At 67.9% G+C, this 26,514-nt stretch carries 10 protein-coding genes; 1 reads left to right on the top strand and 9 read right to left on the bottom strand.

Features of this window, described 5'->3' with window-relative positions:
* Nucleotides 1–3: 3 nt before the first annotated feature.
* Nucleotides 4–1,245, top strand: coding sequence for a cystathionine gamma-synthase family protein (locus tag F0185_RS24085; RefSeq protein WP_167228741.1), 1,242 nt, complete (start codon nucleotides 4–6; stop codon nucleotides 1,243–1,245).
* Here F0185_RS24085 and F0185_RS24080 read toward each other — a convergent pair.
* The 9 genes from F0185_RS24080 to F0185_RS24040 form a co-directional block, all read right to left on the bottom strand.
* Nucleotides 1,242–3,203: a YehQ family protein gene (locus F0185_RS24080; protein ID WP_167228739.1), complete on the bottom strand. Its 1,962-nt coding sequence runs from the start codon at nucleotides 3,201–3,203 to the stop codon at nucleotides 1,242–1,244. The genes F0185_RS24085 and F0185_RS24080 overlap by 4 nt on opposite strands.
* Entirely contained in the window at nucleotides 3,200–4,351 is a 1,152-nt protein-coding gene (locus F0185_RS24075) for a vWA domain-containing protein (RefSeq protein WP_167228737.1), read from the bottom strand. The genes F0185_RS24080 and F0185_RS24075 overlap by 4 nt, the downstream gene beginning before the upstream one ends.
* A complete protein-coding gene (locus tag F0185_RS24070; RefSeq protein ID WP_167228735.1) occupies nucleotides 4,348–6,672 on the bottom strand; it encodes a DUF5682 family protein in 2,325 nt (774 codons plus the stop codon). The genes F0185_RS24075 and F0185_RS24070 overlap by 4 nt, the downstream gene beginning before the upstream one ends.
* Before the next feature lie 5 nt (nucleotides 6,673–6,677).
* Complete coding sequence (locus F0185_RS24065) at nucleotides 6,678–7,775, bottom strand: ATP-binding protein (RefSeq protein WP_229477166.1); 1,098 nt, start codon at nucleotides 7,773–7,775, stop codon at nucleotides 6,678–6,680.
* 70 nt (nucleotides 7,776–7,845) lie between these two features.
* Nucleotides 7,846–11,514 carry a DUF4132 domain-containing protein gene (locus F0185_RS24060; protein ID WP_167228733.1) on the bottom strand — a complete coding sequence of 1,223 codons (3,669 nt, stop codon included), beginning with the start codon at nucleotides 11,512–11,514 and terminating at the stop codon, nucleotides 7,846–7,848.
* A gap of 49 nt (nucleotides 11,515–11,563) precedes the next feature.
* Nucleotides 11,564–15,268 (bottom strand): DUF4132 domain-containing protein, encoded by a 3,705-nt coding sequence (locus F0185_RS24055; protein ID WP_167228731.1) that lies wholly within the window; start codon nucleotides 15,266–15,268, stop codon nucleotides 11,564–11,566.
* Nucleotides 15,269–15,303: 35 nt separating this feature from the next.
* Nucleotides 15,304–18,969, bottom strand: coding sequence for a WGR and DUF4132 domain-containing protein (locus tag F0185_RS24050; RefSeq protein WP_167228729.1), 3,666 nt, complete (start codon nucleotides 18,967–18,969; stop codon nucleotides 15,304–15,306).
* Nucleotides 18,970–19,004: 35 nt separating this feature from the next.
* The gene (locus F0185_RS24045; RefSeq protein WP_167228727.1) at nucleotides 19,005–22,760 is read right to left on the bottom strand and encodes a WGR and DUF4132 domain-containing protein; all 3,756 of its coding nucleotides are present in this window, start codon (nucleotides 22,758–22,760) and stop codon (nucleotides 19,005–19,007) included.
* 37 nt (nucleotides 22,761–22,797) lie between these two features.
* The gene (locus F0185_RS24040; protein ID WP_223164565.1) at nucleotides 22,798–26,499 is read right to left on the bottom strand and encodes a DUF4132 domain-containing protein; all 3,702 of its coding nucleotides are present in this window, start codon (nucleotides 26,497–26,499) and stop codon (nucleotides 22,798–22,800) included.
* Nucleotides 26,500–26,514: the final 15 nt, after the last annotated feature.

Here is a 26,514-nt window from a genome sequence, read left to right as displayed (position 1 = left end):
CTGATGAGCGAGAAGAAAAGCTACGGCTTCACCACGACCATCCTGCACAACGACCGGCAAAAGCCGATCGAGCATGGGTCGCTGCACAAGCCGATTCACACCTCGGTCACCTTCGGTTACAACGACGCGAGGCAACTGGCGTCGGTGTTCCAGGGGAAGGAAGCGGGCTTTCGCTACGGCCGCCAGGGCAATCCGACCATCTCCGCGCTCGAAGACAAGATCACGAAGATGGAAGACGGCGTGTCCACCTTGTGTTTTGCGACCGGCATGGGGGCCATCGGGGCGGTGTTCCAGGCGCTGCTGCGCGCCGGCGACCATATCGTGTCGTCGTCGTTCTTGTTCGGGAACACCAACAGCCTGTGGCAAACCGCTGCGGGGCAGGGCGTGGAGGTGGCGTTTGCCGACGCGACCGACGTGGCCAATGTGGAAGCTGCGCTCACGCCGGCCACCCGGCTGGTGTTCGTCGAAACCATCGCCAACCCGCGTACGCAGGTGGCGGACCTGGCGCGCATCGGCCAGCTCTGCAAGGAACGCGGTATTTTGTTCGTGGTCGATAACACCATGACCTCGCCCTACCTGTTCCGGCCTAAAACGGTCGGTGCGGGACTGGTGGTGAATGCGCTGACCAAGTCGATCGGAGGCCACGGCAATGCGCTCGGCGGCAGCCTGACCGACACCGGCGCGTACGACTGGAGCGCTTTCCCGAACATCGCGGCGAACTACAAGCGCAACCCGCCGGCGCAGTGGGGCATGGCGCAGTTGCGCGCCAAGGCCCTGCGCGACTTCGGGGCCTCGCTGGCGCCGGAAGCGGCGCACCATATCGCGGTGGGGGCAGAAACGCTGGCGCTGCGCATGGAGCGTGCATCAAGCAATGCGCTGGCGGTAACACGCATGTTAGAGGCCGACGAGCGTGTGGCGGCGGTGTACTACCCCGGCTTGGCGTCGCACCCGCAGCATGCGCTGGCGACCGATCTGTTCAAGGCCTATGGCTCGCTGTTCAGCTTTGAACTGAAAGACGGCATCGACTGTTTCGACTACCTCAATCGTCTCAAGCTCGGCATCTCGGCCAGTAACCTGGGCGATACGCGCACCCTGGTCATTCCGGTCTCGCACACCATCTTCTACGAGATGGGCGCCGAGCGGCGCGCCAGCATGGGCATTGCCGAATCGCTGATCCGGGTGTCGGTCGGCATCGAAGACACTGCCGACTTGCTCGACGATTTTCAGTCGGCGCTGGCCGGCTAGCTGTCACTGCCCAGGGTGTGCAGCAGCGCATACAGCGCCGCCAGCCGCTCAGGCAGCATCGTCGGGTCGCTGCTTTTCATGCTCTCCAGCGCTGCGGCCAGGGCATCGGCGCAACGCGCCAGGCCCGCCGCGCGCAAAGCTGCCGCTTGTTCCGTGGCGCGCGCCACGGCGCCGTCGCCCTGATGCCGCACTCCCTGGCGCAGGCTTTGCGCCAGCAGGTTCATCGTCCCTTCCAATAAGGCGTGCAGCGCGCTCTTGTCGTCGCCCTGGCCCCGCGCCAGGTTCACGGGCGTGCCTTGCGCCGCCAGTTGCGGCACCTGCAAGCCCTGCGCCGTGAGCACCGCCAGCGGCGTCATGCTCAATTGCCCGGCCTCGCTCGACACGCTGCCCGCCACTGCCAGCGGGTCGTCCTCCAGCGCGCGCGCCAGGGCATCGATGGCGCCGGGCGTGGCGGCGTCGTGCCGCAGGCGCAACAGCAACAGATTGTCATCCCCGGCGGCCAGCTGCACGCGTGCGCACAAGGTCTGGCTGGCGGCATCCCACAGGCAGTCGACCAGCGCCGCCACCGGCACCACATGCACATGCTCGATCGCGTGCAGCGGACGCACGAAATCGGGCGGCAGGGAGCGCAGGTGCGCGCGCAGGCTGGCCACGTCCGGCTGGCGCAGCGGGCTTGCCAGCGTGTCCCAGGCGCCGCCGGAGAGCGGCAGCGCCGACGTCTGCGTCGCGCCGGTGCCGACCGTCAGCAAGCCGTTGGCGCGCCGCTTGGCCGCGCGCGTGACGATCTGGCTGGCCGCCAGCCGGTGCAACGGCATGCCGACCAGGCGCCGGTCGCGCAGCGCGATGGCAGTGGCGCCACTGTCGGCGCGCGGCCAGGTTTTTTCCATGACGGTGACGGCCAGGGTGTCGGGATCGGCCCAGATCATGCGCACGCCGTCGACCGCCTCGTCGGACCAGCACTGGCTACCCATCGGCACCAGGCGCAGGTGGTCGAGCGCCACTTCGCCGGAAACACCCACGCCGAGGATCTGGCTGGCCGGCAGCGGGGTGCGGGCACGCGCCGCGCCGAGGCGCGCCATCAGCATCGATACCAGGTGCAGCAGGGTGGCCGGATCGGCATTGCTCGCGCGCGCGTGCTGGCCGGCGACGGCCTGGCGTAGCTGGGTCAGTGCTTCGACCACCCAGCGCCATCCGAGCTGGCTGGCTTCCTGCAGCGCCTTTTCGAAGCGCGTGTCCAGGATCAGGGGATTCTGGCTGGTGCCATCGAGCCAGAGCTGGGAGGCCAGCGCCACGATCGCCTCGACCGCGCTGGCGCCGTCCTGCACCGGCGTTGGCGCCGCGTCGGCAGCCAGGTCCAGCTCCACCGTCATGCTGGAAAAGCCCGGTTGCTGGCGCTCGCCCTGGGCAAACGCCCACACGGCCAGCGCGATGTGGGCGCAGTTCTCGGCCTGCTTGCAGTCGCAGCGCGCCAGCGCCAGGCTGGTACGCGACAAAAAACGCACGTCGCACATCGGCAGGCGGGCATTCGGCGTGGACCCGGCCGTGAGCCTGATCGCCGGGCGTGCGCCCGCCATGCGGCGCGCCTGCTCGAGCGTTACGCGCGGCAGCAGGTCCACCGCGCCGGCCAGGGTCGACGGGCACCACGGCGCGGCGTCGGCGACTGCCTCGCTGGCGCCGCCGGCGTATTTCGACTGATAAGCCAGCACCAGGGTCACCCGGTGCCGGCACAGGCCCGTGGCGGGGCAGCTGCAACGCGCCTCGCGCAGCGGCAGGCCCGGGGGCAGGGTGGTGGTGACGCCGTCGGGGTAGCGCGCCAGCACGGCGCCGTCGGGCTGCTGCTCGATCTCGGGCAGCTTGCCTTCGACGACATCTTTCTGCGCGCGCTTCACAAAGCCCGCGTTCGACAGGGCGGTCAGCGCGTCCACGCTCAGTTCCAGCAAATCGGTACGGGTGCTCATTGCGCTATTTTCTCCGCCAGCCAGGCGGCCAGCTGGCCCGGCGTCATGGCGGCGATGTGGGCGCCAACGCGCACCAGGCGCGCCGCCGTCTCGCGGTCGTAACTCGGATTGGCGGCCGAATCGAGCGCCGCCAGGCCCAGCACGGTGGCCCCGGCCGACACCAGCGCCTGCACGCGCCGTACCAGTTCCGTGTCATGGCCGCCTTCGTAAAAATCGCTGACCAGCACCACCACCGTGCGCTGCGGATTAACCACCAGCGACTGCGCATACGCCACCGCGCCGGCGATATTGGTGCCGCCGCCAAGCTGCACTTTCATCAGCAGTTCGACCGGGTCGGATACATCGGCCGTCAGATCCACCACCTCGGTGTCGAAGGCGATCAGCGAAGTGCGCATGCCGGGCAGCTGCCACAGGCAGGCCGCCATCACCGCCGAGTGGATCACCGAATCGACCATCGAGCCGCTCTGGTCGATCAGCAGGATGATGTCCCAGCGCTCGGCATGGCGCTTGACGCGGCTGATAAAGGCCGGCCGCTTGATGTACAGTTTGCGCCGCTCCGGGTCCCAGTGTTTCAGGTTGCTCACAACGGTGCGCTTGAAATCGAAATTGGCGGCCGCCGCGATGCGCGACGGGCGGCGCCGGTCGCGGCTGCCGCCAAAAGCCTGGCGCACTTCGGTCGCCAGTTTTTCCATGATGCGGCGCACCACTTCCGCCACCAGGCGGCGCGCCGCCGACAGCACATCGGGGTTCATCAGGTGCTTGGTATGCAGCACGGCGCGCAGCAGCGCTTCGGATGGTTCGATCCGTTCCAGCACCTCCAGGTTGGTCACCACGTCATCGATGCCGAAGCGCTCGACCGCGTCGCGTTCGAGACGCTCGATCACCTCTTGCGGGAACAATTCGTGGATCGCGTTGATCCAGTCGGGCGTGCTCAGTACCGACGCGCCGTCCGGCGAGCCGGTACGGTCCTGCGATTGCTGGCGTTCGCCGCGCGCCAGGCGGTCCGGGTCGCGCCCGTAGAGCCACTCCAGGGCGTCATCGGCGGCGCTGGCCGCTCCAGGCGGGCAAGGGAGGCAGCTTTCGGCGGCTTCGCCCAGCAGCAGGCGCCAGCGCACCAGCGGATCGGGCAGCGTCAATGATCCGCTCATGGTGCGATTCCCCAGATGGCCAGGCGCAAGGCGGCGGCGCGTTCGAGCGCATCGTGCCGCGCCAGCAGCTCGGGCGCCACGGCGAGGGGGCCGGTCAGCGAACGCTGCGAGCGATGGCCGGCGTTGTGCAGCTTGAGCACATCGACGGCCAGCGCGCCGCGTTCCTGGGTCGGCAGCCAGGTAAAGGCGGCGCGCATCGCCGGCATCGCCAGCACAAAATCGGCGTCGTCGAGCGCGCGCACCAGCGCGTCGAGCGCCTTGACGAAGCGCACGTCGTCGCACAATGACTGGCGCGCCAGTGCCAGCAGGCCGGCCAGCGCGTCGCCCACCAAGGCCGGGGGCAGGGACGCGAGCAGGTCGCTGGCCAGGGCGCCGGCGTCGGGGTCGGCATCGCTGGCCAGCACCAGGCCGAGCGCCGCGCCACGGCTGACCGGCGCCGCATCCATGCTGGCGGCGACGCGCCGGCACACGGCCAGCGCGCGCAAGCCTTCGACGCCGGGCAGCACGGCGGCGCGTGCTTCGCGCACCAGCATGGCGATGGCGCTGTAGGTGCCGATGTGGGCATCCTGCTCCATCGGCGCCACGCCACCGGCCGCTTCCGCCAGCCACAGGGCGCGGTCGAACGCGGCGCTGATGGCCGTTTGCAGCACCGCGCTGCCGCTCACGCCGAGCGCGTCGCCGTGGCGGAACAGCGCAAACAGCACCTGCATCGGCGTACCGAGCTCGCCGAAGTGCGCTTCCTGGCCGATGGCGTCGTGCAGTTCATCGAGCAGGCGCTCGCTCACGTCGGCCAGGCCGGCGAAGGCGGCGCGATTCAGGGCGCCGGTAATGGCGCCGATGCGGCTGCCGCCGGCGGGACGCTGGCGCAGGATTTCTTCGAGGCGCGCGCGCGCCGCGTCATGCAGGGTGGCGCCGTAGGTGGCCGCTTCGATCAGCGCGGCGCGCTGTTCGAGCGGCGCGCGCAGGTCCCAGCTTTCTTGCTGGCCGCGCCCGAGCGCCAGGTTCGGCCCCGCCGTGCGCACGATGCCGGGAATGTCGAGCAGGGCGAGGCGGTGCAGGGCGCGGCTGCGCGGACGCTGGGCCGGGTCGAGCAGGTCGATCGTGACCTGGCTTGGGATAACGATGCCGAGCGCCGCCAGTTCGACGTCGACGGCGGCCACCAGCGGCGGCTGCGGCGTGCCGGGCGCCAGTTCGCCGACGGCGTCGCCGGCCAGCACCGCCATCACTTCCACCAGCGCCGCATCGGTGCCCGCGCGCACGCGGCCCCGGTAAGTCCAGGGCAGGGGCACGTCCAGCGCCTGGCTGACCAGGCTGCCGGCCAGCGCATCGAGCCAGTCGCTGCGCAGCGGCGTCGGGTGCGCGCGCATGCGCGCCAGGCCCATTGCGCGGCTGTGGATCGCAATCACGTCGGCGGTGGAGGCGGGCAGCTTTTTCGCGCGCAGGCGCGCCAGCACGGTGCGCAGCAGTTCCTTGCCGGCGCCGGCCAGGCCGAGCGTCCACGCCCATTCGTACCAGGCGGGCGAGGACATGCCCGAGGCATAGCCGTCGTAGGCATCGAGGCGCTTGAAGTGGTAGGGCACCAGGTAGGAACCGTAGCGCAGGCCGGGTGCGTCGGGGGGCAGCGGCGTGGCCGGCTCGCTGGCGCAGTCGGCGGCCGGAATCGTGCGCCACAGCGCCGCCAGCGCCGGCGCATGGTAGCCGCCGCAAACCACCAGCACCGGGCCGTCGTCCTGGTGCATGGCCCAGGCGACATGGCGCGCCATCATCGCCTCGCGCGCCTGGTTGCCCGGCGAGCCAGGGTCGCCCGCGCGCAGATTGGCGAAGTGCGCATCGAGCCGGGCCGACAGTTCATCGGGGGCCAGCTCGCCTTCGAACAGATGGTCCCACAGGGCGTCGCGGCCGTCGATCGCCATTGCGCGGCACAATGCGTCTTCGTAGGCCTCGGCAGCGTCCGGCGCGTCGTCATCGTAGCGGTTCATGATGCGCGCAAAGGCGTCGTGCCAGGCCGGCAGGTCGATGAAGCGCAACTGTGCGCCGCAGGCGCGCGCGGCCTGCATGGCTTGCCATTCGGGCGAATGCAGTGCAAACGGCGACCACGAGGCGCGCCGCTCGACGGCGTCTTCGGCGGCCGAAAAATAGCTGTAGATCGCCAGCGGCAGCTTGTGCGGCAGCGCCAGTTCGCCAAGGCGCGTGTTGAAGTCGGCCGGGCCTTCGATCAGCACGTGGCGCGGACGCAGTTCGGCAATGCGCTGCACCACCAGGCGCGCGCAGGCGGGGCTGAAGTGGCGCACGCCGATGATCAGCGGCGCGCGTTGAGGCACGCGTGTCACGGCAGGCGGTGGCGCGCGTTGAAGTAGTCGCGCCAGTGATCGCCCTCGCGGCGCGCGACGCGCTGCTCGAAGTAGCGGCGCAGCTTGGCGCGGTCGTCCGGATTATCCTTGACCACGGTGCCGGCGATGCAGTCGACCAAGTCGGCCGCGTTGCCGGCGCGCTGTTCCAGGAACCAGGCGCGCACGCCGACCGCATGCGCCACATTGACCGCTTCGGCGGTCGACATGACCGCCGCCAGCTTGTCCATGCCGTCCGGCGCGCCCTTGCCGCCACCGGAACGCAGGTCGCGGAAGGTCGACACCAGCAGGTCGAGGATCGGGCCAGGCACGCGATGCGGAATGCCGCTGCGTTCCAGCAGGCGGGCCGAGGCCTGCTCCACCAGCGCCAGTTCGTGCCCGAAGTCGAGGATCGGGAACACGGTCTCGAAGTCGAAGCGCCGTTTGAGCGCGGCGCTCATTTCGTTGACGCCGCGGTCGCGCGTATTGGCCGTGGCGATGATGTTGAAGCCTTCGCGCGCGTACAGCATGGCGTGCTCGTTTTCCAGTTCGGGCACCGCCATGACCCGGTCCGACAGCATGCCGAGCAGGCAATCCTGCACCTCCAGCGGGGCGCGCGTGATTTCTTCGAAGCGCACGATCAGGCCGTCGCGCATGCCGTGGTACAGCGGCGCCGGGACCAGCGCGCGCGGGCTCGGTCCTTCGTTGATCAGGAGCGCGTAGTTCCACGAATACTTGATCTGGTCTTCGGTGATCGAGGCGCCGCCCTGGATGGTCAGGGTCGACTGCCCGCATACCGCGGCGGCCAGCAACTCCGACAGCATGGACTTGGCGGTGCCCGGTTCGCCGACCAGCATCAATCCACGCCCGGTGGCCAGCGTCACCAGCATGCGCTCGATGGCGGCAACCGGCGCCACCACCTTGCGTTCGATGCCGAGGGCCTCGTCGCCGCTGATGAAAGCGCGCGCCGCGTTCAGGCTCAGGGCCCAGCCGGGCGGGCGCGGCGCCTTGTCGGACTTGGCCAGTTTGGCCAGCTCGCCCGCGTACTGGATTTCGGCCGGTGGGCGCTGCATCGCTGCGGTTTTGGTTTTGCTCATTGCTGTGGTCCGACTCATGGATGGTTGTCGTGCGCCGTTTTTGGATTTGCCGAGATGATAACGTCTTTTCTCATGCGCGCAAAAATTCGAGATCGCGAATCAGCTCACTGGCGGCAATCGGATCGAGCACCGACAGCGGCTGCGGCGTGCCGATGTCGCCCCATGGGTTCATGCTGCCGACCTTGACCGCCTGTAAGGTCTGTTCCGAGTAGTCGTTGAGGTTATTCACGTCCAGGCCCGGATAGATCCCCAGCTCCACGGTCCGTCCCGCGCCGATATCCTTGTTGTAAGCCCAGATGCCACCTGCGTCGCGCGCTTTTCCCCGGTGCCAGCCTTTGTTCGTCAATCCCATCAGGCGGTCGGCCGGCATTTCCAGGTGCACCCAGCGCAGCAGTTCATCGGCGGCCAGTTCGTCCTGCGTCAAGGCATACGTCTCGCGGCCGATCTGGGGGAAGGGCTGCAGCAGTTCGTAGTCGGCGAACAGCTTGCCGAATGCATCCGCATCGTTGGCCGGCAGTTCGAGCGCATGCACGATGCCGACGCGCGCGCCGGCCGGCAGTATGTAGTCGTCGTCGGCGGCGTCGGTCAGCGCGCCGTCGGGGCCGACCCGGAAGCAGCCGGCCAGGCGCGCGCCGCCCGACGAATCGGCTTGGTAGGCGCCCCATACCAGGCGCTGCACCAGGTGCCGCACCAGCGGATGCCTGGCCAGCAGCGCGAGAAAGGCGTCGCCATCCCAGCGGCGGCGCGTGCACATTGCCACCTCCAGCCGTTTTACCTGTTGCGTGGCGATGGTGCGGGCATCTTTCTTGAGCAGTTTGTAGGTGTCGACAGCGCTCGCCGCCAGGCCCGCATCGTCGCTCTTGTTCGGCTTGGGCAGGTCGGCCAGGCGCGCGCCGCCGGCGTCGCGTACATACGGTTTCAGCGCTTCGTCGAAGCCGACGCGGAACTGGCGTGGACCGAAATCGAGCAGCAGCGAGCCTTGCTCGTCCAGTCCCAGCGTGGGCGCCAGGCGGTCTTCCAGTTCCTCCGGCGTCAGGCCGCGCGCGTCGGCGATCTGCTTGATCTTGTCGCGCGCGCTGTCCTGCAGGGCCTTGAACTTGAGCTTGAGCGCGACGCCGTTCAGGAGCATCAGCGCCAGGTCGGTCCCGATGCCGGCCAACACATCGAGTCCGGTCACGGCGCGCGCGTGCAGGCTTTCGCCCGGCCATGCGCGAATCAGCGGTGTGAGCTTGCGCGCGCTGTTGTCGTTGCCGAAAACACCGAGGGCGGTGAACGCCCATTTTTCGGACGGGTCGCCGCCAAGGTCGTGCCAGGCGCGGAACAGGTCCCATGCAAAGGCGTCCAGCGACGCCGGCGTGCAGGCTTGCCGCACCTGTTCGAGCCCGGCATACACGCCCTCGCTGCGCGGGAATTGCAGCATGACGCCGATCAGGCCGAGCGCCTCGTCGGACAATGGCTTGCCGTTGCCGCGCAGGCGCGGACGGTGCCAGCTGCGCGGTGTCCACAGGCTTGGCAGGGTGGGGATCCTGGCGGGGTGAAGGTCCAGCGGATCTTCATCGAGCATGGCTTGCACCGCGCTGTCGACAGCGGGCACGCCGTAACGGCGCGCGACGTCCTTCAATACGTCGCCGTGGTCATGTGTGGCAAGCAGGCGCAGGGCGGCCGCGGCGGCGTCGCGTGTTTTTCCGGCCTTGCCAAGAGCGGGTGCGAGCAGGCCACAGGCGCTGTGTTCCGGGTTGGCCAGCAGCCAGCGGCGCGCGATGGCGCGGGCAGGCTTGTTTTTCAGCGTCGCCATTGCATGCGCGACCGGGAACGCCAGCTCCACGGCGCCGAAATGCAGCGCGTAGCACAAGTCTTCTTCCGGCCGCAGTTCACACATGGTGACCAGGCCTGGCAGGCAATCGAGGCCGAGCGTGGCGATCGCGTATCCGGGGGAATTGAACTCGTGATTAGCCAACGCCGCCCACACAGCCTTGTTGAAGGGCGGCGGCAGATCGGCGATCAGCCGCACCTCGGCGTGAAGGTTCATGCGTGGGTTCTGGCGCGTTTTCCACAGCGCGACGACCGCGTCGACATCGCCAGCCGCGATCAGGTCGGCGGGTGTGACAAAGGTGGCCTGCTCGTACGGATTGTATTTGTGGCGTTTCTCGTTGAGGACGAACTGGCGCTCGGCGGCGCTCCAGCGTTCGACGGCCGCCAGCGGCAAGGGCGCCAGATCGAGCGCCTTTGGTCGCGCCTGGCGCGGCGCCGTCCACGGCGGGTTTTGCAGCACCGGAGGCAGGTCGGCGCTGGCGGCCATCTCGCCCGGCTCGCAGAAACGCGCGGCCATATCGTCCAGCACCTTGAGCGCGGCGGGCGAGAGCCAGGGGCGCAACGACGGCAGTGCGGCGATGTGATCGGGTACCAGCCGGCTCAGGGTGGAACGCGCGACATCCGGGACTTGCTTGTCGTGCCCGAGCAGTTCGCTCAAGCCGGCGATGGCGGCCCATGGCCAGCGCCTGACTGCCGCTTCCAGGCGCGAGGGGCTGCCGTTGCGCATGCCGCATGCCAGCGCCAGTGCGCCGATTGCGTCGGGCGTACCGATGCAGGCAAGTGCATCGGCAGTGATTTTCTCGGTGACGCCGTGCTTGAGCACTGCAACGGCATCGACGCCACGGTCCCTGATGGCGGTGGCGACGAACGCTGGCTTGTCGTAAAAGAGATAATACGCATCCCTGACGCTGTCGAGCAGGGCCAGGCTTTCGGGGTCGCGCACGCTCATGCGCAACCAGCCCGTCATGTCATGCAGATAGCCGCCGCCCTGGACCAGGGCGTCGGACAGCTCGGGAGCGTCCGGCAGGAGCACGCCGAACAAGGGTTGCCGATTGCGCGGAATAGCGTCCAGGTTATCGCGCACCATCTGTACGCATGCCAGCCACACGTCCTGCGGTGCGTGAACGAGATGGGTGCGCAGCGCCAGTTCGACGTTCGTGTATGCGCCATGCGATCCATCAAACCAGTCGGTGTCGATGTCGTCAATGCAGACCCGGTGCTCGTATGCATAGCGCCGGTCGACGTTGGCTTTTTCCAGATCGAGCAGGATGCCCACGGCGTACGGAAGTCCCTTTTCCGCAACCAGGAAGTCGAGGAAGCTGGTGTCTGCGGCGACAGCGTCGGTTTTGTCGAAAACGGTCGATACAGCCAGCAACACCATATCGGAGGCCGCTGAACCGCTGCGCAAACCCTGTTTGATACGGCTTGTCGCTTCATCGATTGCCGTCTTCCACGACGCGCCCGAGTATTTTGCCTCGACGCCTTGTACTTCGCGCGCGCGTTTCAGGAATCTTGTCCAGCTCTTGTCGGCATCGACAACCGGTGGCGTTCCAGGAAACTGGCGCGTCGGCAGGGCCAGCGCCATCAACGCGGGCGGCACGTCGATCAAGGGCGACACGGCAAGCCACGGCGCGATGCCGGCCGCTGGCGCGACTGGTATTTCAGGCGAAGGTGCTACGACGGGCGCCGGCTCGGGCGGAACTGCTTGCGCATCGCTCCCGGCGCCGGTTTCGACGTAGCCCTTGGCGGTCTTCTCGCGTATCAGTTTATCCATCGCCGCATGCGCGGCGGCTGCGTCGGGATGATTTTTGGTTTGCGCCTTGCCGGCGCTGCCGATCTTGCCGAAGCAAACCGTGACATCGCTGCCATCTTGCGTGACTTCCCAAAATTTGCTGGAGACGCTGTCGTTCAATTCAAATCGTCGCATGTTCTCGTGCATTTTCTCGTTATCGTAGTTATCAGGGCGTGCCATCACATCAGGTGCATAGTGCTTCCATGTCGCGAATCAGTTCACTGGCGGCGATGGCGCTTAACGTCGATAGCGGCTGGGCCTTATCGACGCCGCCCCAGGCGCTGCGACGGCCAACGCTGATCTGCTCAATGACCTGGTCATCCGAATCCATGATCGAACCGAGCATCAGGCCCGGGCCAAAATGCAGTTCCACCATGCGAGCGTCGCCCAGCGGCCGGCAGAAGTCGAAGACGAAGCCGGCATCCTGCGCATCGCCACGATTCCATCCCTTGTGCGCCAGGCCCAGAAGGCGCCCGACAGGCACCACGACGCCTTCCCAGCGTGTGAGCGCGCTCGCGGCCAATTCGTCGGTGGTCAGCGCGTAGGTGTCGCGTCCGAGCTGCGCAAACGGTTGCACCAGTTCGTAGTCGGCCAGCAGCTGGCCGAAGGCGGCTGCATCCGGCGCCGGCAGGTCCAGTGCATGCGGAATGCCGATGCGGATGTTCTCGCCCTGCGGCAGTTGCCAGGTGTCGTCGGCGGCGTCGCTCCATTCGCCGTCCGGGCCGACCCGGAAGCAGCCCAGCAAACGGCCACCGTGGCTGGCGCCCGGTTCCATGTCATAAGCGCCCCATACCAATCGCTGCACCAGATGGCGCAGCAGCGGGTGTCCGGCCAGGAAGCGCTGGAAGACGGCCGGCTCCCAGCGTCGCTGCGAACACATGGCCACCTCCAGGCGCATCAACTGCTGTTCGGCGATGCTGCGCGCATCCTTCTTGAGCCCCTTGAAACGCTCGGTCGCCGCCGCCGACAGGGCGGCGTCGTCGCTCTTGTTCGGCTTGGGCAGGTCCGCCAGGCGCATGCCGTTCGCGTCACGCACGCAAGGCTTGAGCGCTTCGTCGAAGCCGACGCGGAACTGGCGTGGGCCAAAATCGAGCAGCAGGGCGCCGTCGTCATCGAGGCCCAGGTCGGGCGTCAGCCGGTCTTCCAGTTCGTCGGTGCTGAGATTGCGCGCTTCGGCGATCTGGCCGATCTTGTCGCGCGCGTTTTCCTGAAGCGCCTTGAACTTGACCTTCTGCGCAATCCCATTGAGCAGCATCAAGGCAAGGTCGGTGCCGATCGCCGCCAGGATATCGAGACCGGCAATGGCCCGCGCGTTCTGGCTTTCGCCCGGCCACGCGCGGATCAGCGGCGTGAGCTTGCGCGCGCAATCGTCGCCGCCGAACAGGCCCAAGACCGTGAAGGCCCAGTTGTTCTTGGAGTCGCCACCGGCGTCGGCCCAGGCGCTGAACAAATCCCACGCGAACCGGCTCAGGGAGTCCGGCGTGCACGCTTGCCGTACTTGATCGATACCGGCGTAGACACCATCGGCCTGGGGAAATCGCAGCATGACGCCGATCAGGTCGAGCACCTCGTCGGGCAGTGGCTTGCCATTGGCGGCCAGGTGCGGGCGCGCCCAGCTGCGCGGCATCCAGAACGCCGGCAGCGCGGCGATGTTGGACGGGAAGCGGTCGAGCGGATCTTCGTCCAGCATGGCGCGCATGGCGGCGTTGACGGCCTCCTGGCCGTAGCGGCCGGCCACCCCGACCAATATGGCTTCGTGGCCGTGCGCTGCCAGCAGGCGCAGTGCGCTGGCGGCGGCATCGCGCGCGGCGCCGGCCTTGCCGAGTGCCGGGGCGATCAGGCCGCAGGCGGCATGCTCCGGATTGGCCAGCAGCCATTTGCGCGCCATGTCGCGCGCCGGTTTGGACTTGAGCACCGCCAGCGCGCGCGCCACCGGCGCCGCCAGTTCGACAGCGCCGAAGTACATCGCATACTTCAATTCCTCGGCAGGGCGGCGCTCGCACATCACCACCAGGCCGCCAAGGGCGTCGATCCCCATGCTGCCGATGGCGTGGCCGGGCGAGTTGATATCGTACTTCGCCATGGCGCTCCACACGGCCGCATTAAACGGCGGCGGCAGCTTTACGATGGCATGTACGCTGTTTGCCATATCGTGACCGGTTTGCCGGTAAGCTTCCCAGCGCGCCACCACGCCCGCCACATCGCCGGCAGCGATCGCGCTGGCGTCGTTCGGCGTTTTGAATCCTGTTCCCCCGTATGTATAGATAATGAGGCGCCGTTCGCGCAGCACGCGCTGGCGTTCGGCGTCGCTCCAGCGTTCGACCGGCGCCAGCGGCAGGGGCGCGAGCAGCAGCGCTTTGCTCGCGCTTTTCGCGCGCGCCAGCCACGGCGGGTTGGCCAGCACCGAGGGCAAGTCGCTGGTGTCCGCCGTGTCGGCCGGCGCTTCCAGGCGCCCGGCAAGGCCATCCAGCACCTTGACCGCCGCTGCCGACAGCCATGGCGTCAATGCGGGCAATGCAGCCAGGTGTTGCGGAACCAGTACGGCCAGCACCGAGCGCGCGGCGCCGGGGGCGCGCTTGTCGGTGGCGATCAATTCGGCCAGGCCGGCGATGGCGGCCAGCGGCCAGCGCGCCGACGCCGACGTCAGGCGCTTGATTGCCTTTTTTGTGGTGATCGACGTCAGTGCGCGGATCGCTTCCGGCGTGCCGATGTTGGCGATGGCGTCGGCGGCGAGGTCGACGCCGGCCCCGTCGCGCAGCGCGGCGACCGCGTCGGCGCCACGGTCCTGGATCGCGGTCGCAATCATCTCCGGCTTGTCGTACCACGTGAACAGGTAGAAGTCGTCGCACGCCTTGATCGTATCGAGCGCGCGCATGCTGGCGGCGTTGCGCACCGTCAGGCGCAACCACGCCATCGACGTCGGGTAGTCGGGACCGGCGGCGGCGACGATGGCGTCCGACAGGCCCACGGCATCGGGCAGCAGCACGCCGAACAGCGCCCGCCGGTGCTCGGCGAGCGAGGGTAGGGCATCATGGACAAGCTGCACGCAGGCGTCCCACACATCCTGTGGCGCACGGGCCAGGTGGGCGCGCAGCGCCAGTTCGGTTTTGCCGAACACGTTTTCGGTCGGCGCAAACCATTGCTCGGCATTGTCGTCGATGCAGATGCCGGGGTTGCGCAGGCCCTGCTGGCGCACGCTGATGCGTTCCATTTGCAGCATGGCGCCGAGGGCGTGCGCGACGCCTTCGCTGGCCACCAAAAAGTCGATGAAGGGCACGCCATCGGACGGCGCCAGCAGGTCGTCGAAGGTGCTCGATAGCGCCAGCAGGACGATGTTCGAGGCGGCGGAACCATCGCGCTGCCCGTGTTCGATGCGCCGCGCCGCTTCCTCCATCGCCGGGCGCCAGCCGGATGAGGAGAGCGTGGGACTGAGCGGAGCGCTTTTTCGCGCGTGGGCCAGGAACAGGTTCCAGCTGGTGCCAGCGTCGATTGCCCGCGCGGCGCCCGGAAAGCGGCGTGAGGGCAGGGCCAGCGCCATCACCGTGGCCGGCATGTCGATCAACGGCGAGACGGCCAGCCAGGGCGCCATGTCCGACCCGGGCGCCGGTGCTGCCGCTGCGGGCGCAGGCGCAGCCACCAGTGGCAGTGCCACTGGCACTGGCACCGCCGCCACTGGGGCGCCGGTTGAGGTTTCGGCATAGCCCTTGCCGGTTTTTTCGCGTATCAATTTAGCCATCGCCGCGCCGGCCGTGGCGGCATCCGGATGGTTCTTGGTCTGGACCTTGCCCGCCGTGCCGATCTTGCCGAAGCAGACGGTGACGTCGCTGTTTTCCTGGCTCACTTCCCAGAATTTGCTGGAAACGCCATCGCTCAATTCAAATCGCCGCATCGTTCTTCCTGAATGTAAAAGTGTGGTCGCGCCGCTCAGGCGCACAATTCTTGCATGTCGCGTATCAGTTCACTGGCGACGATGGAGCCCAGCGTCGACAAGGGGTAGCAAGCCGCTTTGCCGTTGACTGCCTGGCCGTGCGTGACACGCACTTCCTTCAAGCGCTGTTCCGGATCATGCTCCGGCATGCCGACGATCAGGCCGGGATCGAGGTGCAGTTCCAGCAGGCGGCCATCGCCGAGTGGTTTGTAAAACTCGCCAATCCAGCCGCCGTCCTGCGGGTCGCCGCGACGCCAGCCTTTGCTTGCCAGGCCAAACACGCGTCCCGTTGGTGCCTTCATGGCGTCCCAGCGCGTCAACGCGAGCGCGCCCGCTTCCACCTCGGTGAGCGTGTAGGTGTCACGCCCGATCTGGGCAAACGGTTGCAGCAGTTCATAGTCGGCAAACAGCTGGCTGAACGCGCCTGCCTCGGCAGCCGGCAGGTCGAGCGCATGCGGGATGCCGATCATTGCATCCTGCGGCAGGTCGAATGCTTCGTCGGCGGCGCTGGTCAGCATGCCATCGGGCCCGACGCGGAAGCACCCGAGCAGATGCCCGCCCGGTCCAGCCGCGTACACGCCCCACACCAGACGTTGCACCAGATGGCGCACCAGCGAATGGCCCGCGAGGAAGGTGAAGAAGACCTGCGGCTGCCAGCGCCGCTGCGTGCACATCGCCTGCTCCAGGCGCAGCACCTGCTGCGCGGCGATGGTGCGCGCATCCTTCTTGAGCAGCTTGAAGCGCTCTTGCGCCGCACCGGACAATGCGGCGTCGTCGGTTTTCTTCGGCTTGGGCAGGTCGGCCAGGCGCGCGCCGTCGGCGTCGCGTACGTACGGCTTAAGCGTTTCGTCGAAGTCGACGCGGAACTGGCGCGGGCCGAAGTCGAGCAGCAAGGCGCCGTCATCGTCCAGGCCCAGGTCGGGCGCGAGGCGGTCTTCCAGTTCGTCGATGCCCAGCTTGCGGGCCTCGGCGATCTGGCCGATCTTCTCGCGCGCGTTGTCCTGCAGGGCCTTGAACTTGACCTTTTGGGCGATCCCGTTGAGCAGCATCAGCGCGGTGTCGGTACCGATTTCGCAGAGAATATCGAGGCCGAGAATGGCGCGCTGGTGCTGGCTCTGGCCCGGCCAGGCGCGGATCAGCGGCGTGAGCTTGCGCGCAATGTCGTCGTTGCCGAAAAGGCGCAGGGCGCTGAACGCCCAATTCTCTTTGGCGTCGGCGCCGGCGTCAGTCCACGCGGTGAACAGGTCCCAGGCAAAATCGGCCAGCGAGGCGCTCGTGCAGGCTTGCCGCAACTGCTCGATGCCGGGGTACACCCCGTCGGTCTGCGGAAAGCGCAGCATAACGCCGATGGGGTCAAGCGCGGCGTCGGGCAAGGCCTTGCCGTTGCAGGTCAGGCGCGGACGGGTCCAGTTGCGTGGCATCCAGAAGGCCGGCAGCGGGCCGATTTTGGCGGGCAGGCGGTCGAGCGGATCTTCGTCGAGCAGGGCGCGCAAGGCCGCGCCGACGTCACCGCGCTGGTAGCGGCTGGCCACATCGGCCAGCACCGCTTCGTGGCCGCCGTCGGCCAGCAGGCGCAGGGCGCGTGCAGCGGCGTCGCGTGCGCCGCCGGCTTTGCCGAGGGCCAGCGCAATCAGGCCGCAGGCGGCATGCTCCGGATTGGCCAGCAGCCATGTGCGCGCCAGCTCGCGCGCCGTTTTGCTTTTAAGGGTCGCGTACGCGAGCGCGACTGGCGCCGCCAGTGCGACCGCGCCGAAGTAGCGGGCGTACTGCAGTTCGTCGGCCGGCCGCCGCTCGCACATGCCGACCAGCGCCGGCAGGCCGGCCAGGCCCAAGGTGGCAATGGCGTAGCCGGGCGAATTGATCTCGTATTTGGACATGGCGGCCCACACGGCAGCGTTGAACGGTGCCGGCATGTCGGCAATCGCGTGCACGCAGCCGCCGATTTCGTAGCCGCCGACCGAATAGGCTTCCCACAGGGCGACGACTCGGGCCACATCTCCCGCCGCGATGGCCGCAGCCGCGTCGGCGGGGCCGGGATAGCGTTTCCAGTTGTACGGCCAGGCGTTGTAGCGCTTTTGCTTGAGCAGATCCTCGCGCTGGTCCTCGGTCCAGCGTAGCAGCGGCGCCAGCTCCAGCGGCGCGAGCGTGAATACGTTGGCGTGCGGCTTGGGCTGCGCCAGCCACGGTGGACTTGTCAGCACCGCCGGCAGCTCGGCCAGGTCGGCCAGGTCGGCCGGGGCGGCGACGCGCGCGCCAACCAGATCGAGCAGCAAGGCCGCCGGCGGCGAAAGCCAGGGCTTGACGGCGACGACTGCGTCCGCATGGTCCAGCACCAGGTCGGCCAGCACCGCGCTGGCGGCGGCCGGCGCCTGCTTCGCGGCGGCCAGCTCGGACAGGGCGGCCAGCGCCGCATAAGGCCAGCGCTTGGCCGCCGTCGCCAGGCGCTTGAGCGACTTCTTGCTCGCCTCGCAGGCCAGCGCCAGGGCACGCAGCGCGTCGGGCGTGCCGATATGGGCCAGTGCCTCTCCGGTCGCATCGATGCCGGCACCGTCCCTCAGCAAGTCGACCGCCGTGACGCCGCGCTCCTGCACCAAGGTGGCCACGGCGGCGGGCAGGTTGTAAAAGAAGTGAACCGCATAGGTGCCGGTGGAAGGCACGAACGGATCGAGCGCCTGCAAGGCGGCCGGCGCGCTCGCGCTCAGGCGCAGCCAGGCTGCCGTGTCGACTTCCTGCTGCGCGAGCGCGAGGGCCAGCGCGTCCGACAGGTCGGGAAGGTCGGGCAGCAGCACGCCGAACAGCGGCTGGCGGCGCACTGGCAATGTCGGCAGCACCGCGCGGATCATGCCGACGCACTGCTCCCATATCTCTTGCGGCGCGTGCGCCAGGTGCGCGCGCATTGCCAGCTCGGTCGACCCGAAATCGTCATTCGAGGGTGAATATGAGCCAATTCCTTGTTCGCCCATGTACCAGCACATGCCGTACTGGTTATTGCGCTCTTCGATACTCACGCGTTCCATGTCGATCAATACCTGCAGCGCATACGGCAAGCCTTTGTCGGCTACCAGGAAGTCGAGGAACGGAGCGCCATCCGACGCCGCCAGCTTGTCTTCGACCAGGGTGGAGATAGCCAGCAGCACCAGGTCGGATGCGGCGGAGCCGCTGCGCACGTTGCCGCTGATGCGGGCGATGGCTTCGCGCACGGCGTCCTGGAAGCTTGTGGGGGAGTTGTCGGGGTCGACGTCGGCATAGCGCTGCACGCGCGAGGCGAACAGCGCCCAGCAGGCCGCCGCGTCTGCGTTCGGCGGCGTACCGGGAAAGCGGCGCGAGGCCATGGCCCTGGTCGCGAGGGTGCGCGGCAGGTCGATCAGTGGGACAACGGCCAGCCATGGCGCAACCTCGCCCGTTGGTGGCGTGGCCACCGGGGCGACTGGCTCCGGCGGCGTCTGGCGCTCGCCTGCAGTGGTTTCGGCGTAACCCTTGGCGGTCTTTTCGCGAATCAGTTTTTCCATCGCCGCCGCCGCTTTGCCTGCATCGGCGTGTTGCTTGGTCTGGCTGGTGCCGGCGCTGCCGATCCTGCCGTAGCAGACGTTGACGGTGCAGTCGTCCTGGCCTATCTGCCAGAATTTGTCGGACGTCCCATCGCTCAATTCAAATCGCCGCATTCTGTCTCCACAAAGTTGAAGCGCCACCGTACCGTTCACGCGCACAGCGCCTGCATGTCGCGAATCAGTTCGCTGGCGGCGATCGCATCGAGCGTAGAAAAGGATTCCGGTTCGTCCACGCCGCCCCAGGTGCCGGGCAAGCCGATCGTGAGCTGCTCGAGGGTCTGCTCAGGAAATTCGTCCACCAGGCCGGCGACGATGCCCGGTTCGAAGCGCAGGTTAACCACGCGGTCGGCGCCGAGCGTCTTGGTAAAGTCCAGGATGCTGCCGCCGTCGAGCGGACGGCCGCGCCGCCAGCCCTTGTTGGCCATGCCCAGCATGCGCCCGGTCGGCACTACCATGTCTTTCCAGCGCATCAGCGCGGTGGCGCCCAGTTCCGCGCCGCTCAGCGCGTAGGTGTCGCGTCCGATCTGGGCGAATGGCTGCATCAGCTCATAGTCGGCGAACAGCTGCGCAAAGGCGGCGGCGTCGCCGGCCGGCAGGTCGATCGCATGCGGGATGCCGATGCGGATGTTCTCGCCTTGCGGCAGCGCGAGTGCGTCGTCGGCGGCATCGGTCATGTCGCCGTCGGCGCCGACGCGCAGGCAGGCGAGCAAGCGTCCGCCGTGACTGGCGCCGGTGTCGACTTCATACACGCCCCACACCAGCCGCTGCACCAGGTGACGCAGCAGCGGATGGCGCGCCAGGAAGTCGAGGAACACTTGCGGATCCCAGCGGCGCTGGGCGCACATGGCCACTTCCAGCCGTACCACCTGCTGGGCGGCGATCGTGCGCGCATCCTTCTTGAGCAGCTTGTAGCGCTCGACCGCCGCCTCGGCCAGCCCGGCGTCGTCGGATTTTTTCGGCTTGGGCAGGTCGGCCAGGCGCGCGCCATCCTCGTCGCGCACGAATGGCTTGAGCGCTTCGTCGAAACCGACCACGAAGCGGCGCGGCCCGAAGTCGAGCAGCAGCGTGCCTTGTTCGTCCAGGCCCAGGTCGGGCGCGAGCCGGTCTTCCAGTTCTTCGGTGGTCAGCTTGCGCGCTTCGGCGATCTGGCCGATCTTTTCGCGCGCGTTGTCCTGCAAACCCTTGAACTTGACCTTTTGCGCAATGCCATTGAGGAGCATGAGGGCGGTGTCGGTGCCGATCGCGGCCAGCACGTCGAGCCCGGCGACCGCGCGCGCATGCTGGCTTTCGCCAGGCCAGGCGCGGATCATCGGGGTTAACTTGCGCGCCACGTCGTCGTTGCCGAACACGCGCAGCGCGCCGTAGGCCCAGTTTTCTTTCGGGTCGGCGCCGGCGTCGAGCCAGGCGCGGAACAGGTCCCACGCAAAGTCGGCCAGCGAGGCCGGCGTACAGGCCGCGCGCACCTGCTGCAGTCCGGCGTAGATGCCGTCTTCCTGCGGAAAGCGCAGCATGGCGCCGAACGGATCGAGTGCGCTGTCGGGCAGCACCTTGCCGCTGCCCGCCAGGCGCGGACGGCTCCAGTTGCGCGGCAACCAGAATGCGGGCAGGGGGTCGACCTTGGCCGGATGGCGCTCGAGCGGGTCTTCATCAAGCACGGCCATCACGGCGGCGTCGACCGCATCCTGCTGGTAGCGGCTTGCCGTCTCGAGTACGATCGCGCGGTGTCCGCGCGCCGCCAGCAGTTGCAGGAGGCCGCCGGCGGCGGTGTGCGCCGCGCCGGGTTTGCCCAGCGCCGGCGCTATCAGGGCGCAGGCCGCGTATTCCGGATTGGCCAGCAGCCAGCCGCGCGCGATGGCGCGCACGGCTTTGTTCTTGCCGCTGGCGCAGATGCGCGCCATGAGTTGCGCCAGCTCGACGGCGCCGAAGTACATTGCATACGGCAGCTCGTCGACCGGATTGCGCTCGCACATGAGCAGCAGCGCCGGCAGGCTGTCTACGCCCAGCGTGGCGAAGGCGTAGCCGGGCGAGTTGATCTCGTGCGCGGACATGGCGGTCCACACAGCCGCGTTGAACGGTGCGGGCAGGTCGGCGATGGCGTGTACGCAGCCACCGATGTCGTGATTCTCATCGGCGTATTGCTCCCACAGCGCGACCACGGCCTCCACATCGCCCGCCGCAATGGCGGCGGCTGTGCCTTGCGGGCCGTCGAAGCGCTCTGCGTCGTATGGCCAGGCGTTGTAGCGCTGGTCGGCGAGCAGGCGCTGACGTTGCTGTTCTGTCCAGCGCGTGCAGGGCGCCAGCGGCAGCGCTGCCAACGCCAGCGGTTTTGGGGCCGGCTTGGGTGGCGCCATCCACGGCGGGTTGACCAGCACTGCTGGCAGTTCGTCCGCAGCGGCGCTGTCGAGCGACGCCGCGAATTTGCCGGCCATCTCGGCCAACAGCCGGGCGGCCGGGACGGAGATCCACGGCGTGATCAATGGCACTGCGCCGGTATGCTCCAGCACCAAGCTGGCGAGGGTGGAGCGCAAGACTGGTGGAGAGACCGGGTCGTTGGCAACCAGTTCCGATATGGCGGCCATGGCGGCCAACGGCCAGCGCTGCGTTGCTGCCGTCAGGCGCCCCAACGACTTTTTGGTGACGCTGCAGACTTTCGCCAGCGCGCGCAGTGCGTCCGGCGTACCGATGCAGGCCAGTGCATCGCCGGCGGCATCGACGCCGGCGGCCTGTTCGAGCTGCGCGACTGCGTCGACGCCATGCTCCAGAACCAGCGCGGCCACCACGGACGGGATGTTGTAAAACAGGTTTTGCGCGTACTCGTCGTATCTGGTGGGTTCGAATGGCTCCACCACTTGCAGGCTGGCCGGATCGCGCGCAGTCAGGCGCAGCCACCCGCTCGGGTTGTAGGGATGCTGCGCGAGCTTGAGGATCAGCGCGTCCGACAGCGCCGGTTCCTCGGGCAGCAGCAGGGCGCACAGTGGCTGGCGGTAGATGGACAAGGTGGGCAGGCCGTCGCGCAGCAGTTGCGCGCATTCCTGCCACAGGACTTCCGGCGCCCATGCCAGATGCGAGCGAAACGCCAGTTCGGTCGCGCCGAAACTGCTGCGCGACGATTCGTACGACAGGTCGATCTCGTCGCTGATGAACCAATGACTGGTAAAGCGGTTGCGCTCTTCGCGAATACTCATCTTCTCCATTTGCAGCAGCACTCCGATGGCATGCGCAAGGCCCTTGTCGGCGACCAGGAAGTCGAGGAAGGGCGCGCCTTGCCCCGGCGCCAGCGTGCCTTCGAAGCGCGTCGACAGCGCCAGCAGGACCGCGTCCGACAGCGCCGAGCCGCTGCGCAGGTCCTGCTCGATCCGCTGCATCGCTTCGGTTACGGCGGCGCGGTATTGTTTATGCGAGTGCTTGGGGTCGGCCGGAACGTAGGCGCGCGCCAGCGACAGGAACAGCGTCCAGCAGGCGTTGGCGTCGGCGTTCGGTTGGCGCCCGGGGAAGCGGCGCGAGGGCAGGGCCTGGGCCGCGAATGCGGCCGGCATGTCGATCAACGCGGCGGCTGCCAGCCACGGTGCGCTGTCGCCCGCTGGCGTTGGCGCAGGCGGCGTTTGCAATAGCGGCGGCGCGGTGAGTGTGGGAGCGGGCGCCTTGGTGGCTTTGACCGCCTTCGGCGTTGCCGCGACCGTAGCGCTGGCGGGCGCACCGGTGTTGACTTCGGCGTAGCCCTTGCCCGTTTTTTCGCGTATCAGCTTGTCCATCGCGGTGCCGGCCTTGGTCGCATCGGCGTGGTTCTTGCACTGGGTGGTGCCGCCGGTGCCGATTTTGCCGTAGCAAACAGTCAGGTCGCTGCCGTCCTGGCTGATCTCCCAAAACTTATTCGAAGTCCCGTCGCTCAATTCAAATCGCCGCATTCTCAGTCCTGTTGTGATGGTGTGCGCGCGTGCCGTCTCAGGCGCGCAAGTGTTCGATGTCGCGTATCAGTTCACTGGCGTCGACCGGGTCGAGCTGCGCCAGCGCTACCGGGTCGCGTGGATAATATCCGAGCTGGTCGCTGCTTCCGACCAGCACCAGCCTGAGGATTTGTTCAGGATGTTCCTCGGTTGCGGCGATCATGATGCCCGGCTCGAAGCTCAATAGCGCCACCCGCCCGTCGGCCATGGCCTTGCTGAAGTCGTGCACGTAGCTGCGTTCTTGCGTGCGGCCGCGCCGCCAGCCCCACTTGCCCAGTCCCAGGATGCCGCCGCTCGCCGCCGGCACGCCATCCCAGCGCAGCAAGCGGTCCGACGTCATCTCGGCGTCGGCAAGTGCATAGGTGTCGCGATCGAGCTGGGAAAACGGCTGCATCAGCTTATAGTCGGTCAACAGCTGCGTGAACGCCGCCAGGTCGGCAGCCGTCATGTCGAGCGGGTGGGGGATGCCGATGCGGATGCCGTCGTCCTGCGGCAGCGCGTATGTGTCGTCGGCGCTATCGGCAAAGGAGCCGTCGGGCGTGAGCCGGAAGCACGCTTCGAGGCATTCGTCGCGATACGCGGCCCACACCACCCGTTGCGCAAGGTGGCGCACCAGCGCATGGCCGGCCATGAAGGTCATGAATTTTTCCGGCGTCCAGCGGCGCCGCGTGCGCATCGCCATTTCCAGCCGCGTCACCTGCTGCAGGGCGATGGCGCGCACATCTTTCTTGAGCTGTTTGTAGCGCACCACGGCTGCACCCGCCAGTTCGGTGTCGTCGTCCTTGCGTGGCTTGGGCAGGTCGGCCAGGTGCGCGCCGTGCGGGTCGAGCACATAAGGACGCAGCGCTTCGTCGAAGCCGACCAGGAACTGGCGCGCGCCAAAGTCGAGCAGCAGCGTGCCTTGTTCGTCCAGCCCCAGTTCGGGCGTGAGATGGTCTTCCAGTTCGTCGGCGCTCATGCCGCGCGCCTCGGCAATCTGCGCGATTTTTGCGCGCGCGCTCTCTTTCAGCGTTCCGGAATTGAAGCGCTTGACAATGGCGCGCAACTCCAGCAGGGCCACATCGGTGCCGATCGCGCCGAGTACGTCGACCCCGAATGCCGCGCGCGAATGCATGGCGTCGGCCGGCCACTCGCGTACCAGCGGCCCGAGCTTCCTGGCGATGTCGTCGTCGCCCAGCACGCCCAGGGCGGTGAAGGCCCAGTTCTCGCGGGCGCTGCCGCCATCGTTCTGCCAGGCGATGAACAGATCCCAGGCAAAGGCGGCCAACGAATCGGGCGTGCATGCCGCGCGAACCTGGGCCAGGCCGGCGTACACGCGCTCCCCTTGCGCAAAGCGCAGCATGGCGCCGAGGGCGTCGATGGCGGCGTCGCCCAGCGCCTTGCCATTGCTGGCCAGGTGCGGACGGGGCCAGCTGCGCGGCGCCCAGAAATCCGGTACGGCTGCCAGTTTTGCCGGATACAGGTCGAGCGGATCCTGGTCGAGCAGCGCGCGCAGGGCGGCGCCGACCGCAGGCTGCTGGTAGCGCGCGGCCACCTCCATCAGCAGGGTGTCGTGGCCGGCGGCGGCGAGCATGCGCAAGACGTCGGCCGCTTGCTCGCGCACGTTGCCCGCCTTGCCCAGGGCCGGCGCGATCAGCGCGCAGGCGGTGTGTTCCGGGTACGCCAGCAGCCATTGCCGGGCTGCGGCGCGCACAGTTCTCGTTTTCAGGGTCGCATAGGCGCGTGCGATAGGCGCCGCCAGTTCGACCGCGGCGATGTGGCGGGCGTACACCAGGTCGTCGCCAGGACGCTGCTCGCACATCGTCACCAGGGCCGGCAAGCCGCTCAGGCCCAGGGTTGCCACCGCGTAGCCGGGCGAATTGATCGGGTGCCCGGCGGTGGCGTTCCATACCGCCGCGTTGCAGGGAGCCGGCAGGTCGGCGATGAGATGCACGCAGGCCGCGAAGAACTTGTTGTCTTGCGCCGCTTCCTGCCACATGGCGATCAGGCCGGCGGTGTCGCCGGCAGCGATGGCCGCCGCGCTGTGCGCTGGCGCCGTGGCCTGGGTGGCGTAAGTAAACAGCGTCTCGCGCTCCTCCATGCGCATCTCTTCGCGTTCCTCGTCGCTCCAGTGCGCGACGCTCGCCAGCGGCAGCGGCGCCAGCGACATCGCCGCGACCGCCTTTTTGCGCGGCGCCAGCCAGGGTGGATTGGCCAGCACCGGCGGCAGGTCGGCATCGGCGGCAAGCGTGTCGTCGGTGAAGCTGGCGCTGATCGCATCGAGCACCGCCGCCGCCGGCGCCGTTATCCACGGCCTGAAAGCGGGAAGAACTGCGAGGTGTTCGTAGGCCAGCGTGGCCAGCATCTCGTGGACCGCCTGCGGAACCTGGTCCTCGGTGGCGATCAGCTGTGCCAGGCCCGCGATCGCCGCCAGCGGCCAGCGCCGCACGACGTCGCGCAAGCGCTGGCGCGCGTCGACGGCGGGCTGGCGGAAAAATCCACGGCTGGCCTCCACCAGTTCGCGCCCGAGCGTGTGGATGGCCAGCGGCGTGCCGATCCAGGTGAGCGCCTCGGTGCCCAGCTCAATGGTGGGTGCGGCATGCAACAGCGTGGCGACATCGGCGCCGTGTTCCCGGATCAAGGTGGCCATGACCGTGAGCGCGCTGTCACGATACAGCTCGGTGTCGCGACCGGCGCCCATCACCAGTGCCCTGGCGTTGGCAAGGGTGGCGTACATCTGCGAAAGAGACGCGGGAGGGCGGCAGGTCTCGTTTCCTTGCTCTGGTAAGGGCCGCAGCGCGATAAGTGGCGCGTCGGGTTGGAAGGGCGCCAGATTCGCGCGGTAGGCTGCTGGCAAACGCGCCAGACGCTCACCAATCGTTTGCATGCACTGATTCCACGTTGCCTCGTTAGCGTGAACGAGGTGCTGGTGAAGCGCCCGGTTTGTCCTGATACGGTAGTACGTATCGGTCAGCGTCGCATCGGGCCCGATTGCGCGCACCTGCCAGCGCTCGTTGGGCATGGCGGCGCTCGCGCGTATTGAATTGGCGCTCAGTTGTTGCATGGCGGTTAACATCACGTCGACCGCATAAGGCAGTCCTTTTTCAGCCGCGAGAAAATCGAGGAAAGGAAAGGCGCCATTGAATTCTTTTGGTGACCAGAACTGGGCGGCGATGGCGAACATGATCGTATCCGACAGCATGCTGCCGCTGCGCGTGCCTTGCCGGATGCGCTGCATGGCCTCGTTCAGGCCAGCGTGCAGATGCGTGTCGCAGATGGACATGGCCGGGTCGCCGTACGGGCGCGCGACCTGCAGGTACATATCCCAGGCGCGGTCGGCGTCGGTAATCGGCGCCGGACCGGGTGCCTGGCGCGAGGGCAGGGCCAGCGCGGCCAGGCCGGTAGGCAGGTCGAGCACCGGTCCGCAGGCGAGCCATGGGGCGATGTCGCCGGCCGGCGGTTGCGCTGCTGGGGCGGCAGCGGAATTGCCCACCACGGCGATGCAGGCCCCGGCGCTTGTCTCCACATAGCCCTTGGCGGTCTTTTCGCGCACCAGTTTGACCAGCGCGGCGGCCGCCGTGGCTTCGTCCGCGAAGGTTTTCGGTTTGCTTTGTCCTGCGGTGCCGATCCTGCCGAAGCGGATATGCAGTTCGCAACCGGCCTGCCCGACTTCCCAGAATTTACTGGAAACGCCATCGTCTAATTCAAATCGCCGCATCATGCATGTCCTGGAAAA

The sequence above is a fragment of the Massilia rubra genome (assembly GCF_011682065.1).
Taxonomy (GTDB): Bacteria; Pseudomonadota; Gammaproteobacteria; order Burkholderiales; family Burkholderiaceae_D; genus Telluria_A; species Telluria_A rubra.
The sequence above is the reverse complement of the archived record's forward strand: the minus strand, read 5'-3'. Positions and strand labels throughout refer to the sequence as shown.

What these genes read in the sequence shown, in the direction of transcription:
- F0185_RS24085 (WP_167228741.1), top strand. Translation starts at nt 4, where the DNA reads ATGAGCGAGAAGAAAAGCTACGGCTTCACCACGACCATCCTGCACAAC.
- F0185_RS24080 (WP_167228739.1), bottom strand. Translation starts at nt 3,203, where the DNA reads ATGAGCACCCGTACCGATTTGCTGGAACTGAGCGTGGACGCGCTGACC.
- F0185_RS24075 (WP_167228737.1), bottom strand. Translation starts at nt 4,351, where the DNA reads ATGAGCGGATCATTGACGCTGCCCGATCCGCTGGTGCGCTGGCGCCTG.
- F0185_RS24065 (WP_229477166.1), bottom strand. Translation starts at nt 7,775, where the DNA reads ATGAGCAAAACCAAAACCGCAGCGATGCAGCGCCCACCGGCCGAAATC.
- F0185_RS24060 (WP_167228733.1), bottom strand. Translation starts at nt 11,514, where the DNA reads ATGCGACGATTTGAATTGAACGACAGCGTCTCCAGCAAATTTTGGGAA.
- F0185_RS24055 (WP_167228731.1), bottom strand. Translation starts at nt 15,268, where the DNA reads ATGCGGCGATTTGAATTGAGCGATGGCGTTTCCAGCAAATTCTGGGAA.
- F0185_RS24050 (WP_167228729.1), bottom strand. Translation starts at nt 18,969, where the DNA reads ATGCGGCGATTTGAATTGAGCGATGGGACGTCCGACAAATTCTGGCAG.
- F0185_RS24045 (WP_167228727.1), bottom strand. Translation starts at nt 22,760, where the DNA reads ATGCGGCGATTTGAATTGAGCGACGGGACTTCGAATAAGTTTTGGGAG.
- F0185_RS24040 (WP_223164565.1), bottom strand. Translation starts at nt 26,499, where the DNA reads ATGATGCGGCGATTTGAATTAGACGATGGCGTTTCCAGTAAATTCTGG.